This window comes from Stenotrophomonas sp. 05L44_2 (genome assembly GCF_056665995.1).
This window is the reverse complement of sequence record NZ_JBFTNR010000841.1, coordinates 1-1,626: the sequence shown is the minus strand read 5'-3', so window position 1 is coordinate 1,626 and position 1,626 is coordinate 1. Positions and strand designations below refer to the sequence as shown.

Below are 1,626 nucleotides of genomic sequence, written 5' to 3'. Positions count from 1 at the left end.
CATCCACTGCGTCACGCCATCGCCCTGTCCGTCGCCCTGCTGCTGGCGGCCTGCTCGCAGTCACAGGTGGAGAACAGCGAGAAATCCGCCGGCGATCCCGGCCACGCCAGCGGCGAGCACGGATCGTCTTCCTCCGCGGGCCTGCCTGCCGGGCGTGAAGCCGCCGGCGAGGCCCGCGCCAAGGTCAAGAGCAAGGCCACCAGCCAGAGCTGCATCGATTGCCACGGTGCCGACGGCAATGCGCCGATCGATCCGACCTATCCGAAGCTGGGTGGTCAATACGGCGATTACCTGGCGCATGCGCTGCAGGCCTACCGTGCCGGTGATCGCCAGCATGCGCTGATGACACCGCAGGCGAAGGACCTGAGCGATCAGGACATCGCCGATCTGGCCGCGTATTTCGGCAGCCGGCCRAGCCAGCTGCGGGATCTGCACGGGGTCAAATGACCGCCGGCCCGCCCCGGTGGGTGCGGACCGTTGGCCGGTGGGTGCGCACCGTTGGTTGGTGGGTGCGGACCGTTGGTCCGCACGTATCCGGATATCCACGCATGGCGTGGATTTACTGAATCCGGCCGGCGATCAGCCTTCCAGCTCTTCCCAGCGTGCGTACGCGGCATCCAGTTCAGCCTGCACCTTGGCCAGCTGCTGGGTGTGCGCGGTCACTTCGGCGCTGCTGCGCGTGTAGAACGACGGATCGTTCATTGCCGAGGTAAGCCCTTCGACATCGCCTTCCAGCTTTTCGATGGTCTTCRGCAGCTGTTCCAGCTCACGCGCTTCCTTGTAGGCGAGCTTGCGCTTGGGCGCTGCCGGTTCCGCAGCAGCCGCCGGGGCAGCGACCACCGGCTTGGCGGCACCAACCACCGCAGGCGCAGCGGCCACGCTGGCCGCGTAACGCTGCCAGTCGCTGTAGCCGCCCACGTACTCGCCGATCACGCCATCGCCTTCCATCACCAGCGTGGAGGTCACCACGTTGTCGATGAAGTCACGATCATGGCTGACCAGCAGCAACGTGCCGTTGTATTCGCCCAGCAGCTCTTCCAGCAGCTCCAGGGTTTCCACGTCCAGATCGTTGGTCGGTTCGTCCATCACCAGCAGGTTGGACGGCTGCGCGAACAGCTTGGCCAGCAGCAGGCGGTTGCGCTCGCCACCGGACAGGCGGGTGATCGGCGCGCGCGCGCGCTCGGGGGTGAACATGAAGTCCTGAAGGTAGGCGTGCACGTGCTTGCGCTTGCCGTTGAACTCGAGGAAATCGCGGCCTTCGGCCACGTTCTCGATCGCGCTCCAGTCTTCGCGCAGCACTGCACGGTACTGGTCGAAGTACGCAACCTGCAGGTTGGTGCCGGCGTTGACCTCACCCTTCTGCGGCTGCAGTTCGCCCAGCAGCAGCTTCAACAGCGTGGTCTTGCCACTGCCGTTGGGGCCGATCAGGCCGATGCGGTCGCCACGCAGGATGGTGGTGGAGAAATCACGGACCATCGTGCGATCGCCGAACGCGAACGAAATGTCCTTGATGTCGATGACCTTCTTGCCCGRGCTTACGCCCTGGGCCGCTTCCATCTTGACGTTGCCGCTGAGGTCGCGGCGGGCGGATCGCTCGTTGCGCATCGCCTTCAAGCGGCGTACGCG

At 65.6% G+C, this 1,626-nt stretch carries 2 protein-coding genes; one reads left to right on the top strand and one right to left on the bottom strand.

Annotated elements, in window-relative coordinates; all coding sequences use genetic code 11:
- A partial coding sequence (locus AC1VAN_RS21210; protein WP_480986680.1) for a c-type cytochrome occupies window positions 1–447 on the top strand: 447 nt, incomplete at its 5' end.
- Between the two features lie 132 nt (window positions 448–579).
- Here AC1VAN_RS21210 and AC1VAN_RS21205 read toward each other — a convergent pair.
- A partial coding sequence (locus AC1VAN_RS21205) for an ATP-binding cassette domain-containing protein (protein WP_480986679.1) occupies window positions 580–1,626 on the bottom strand: 1,047 nt, incomplete at its 5' end.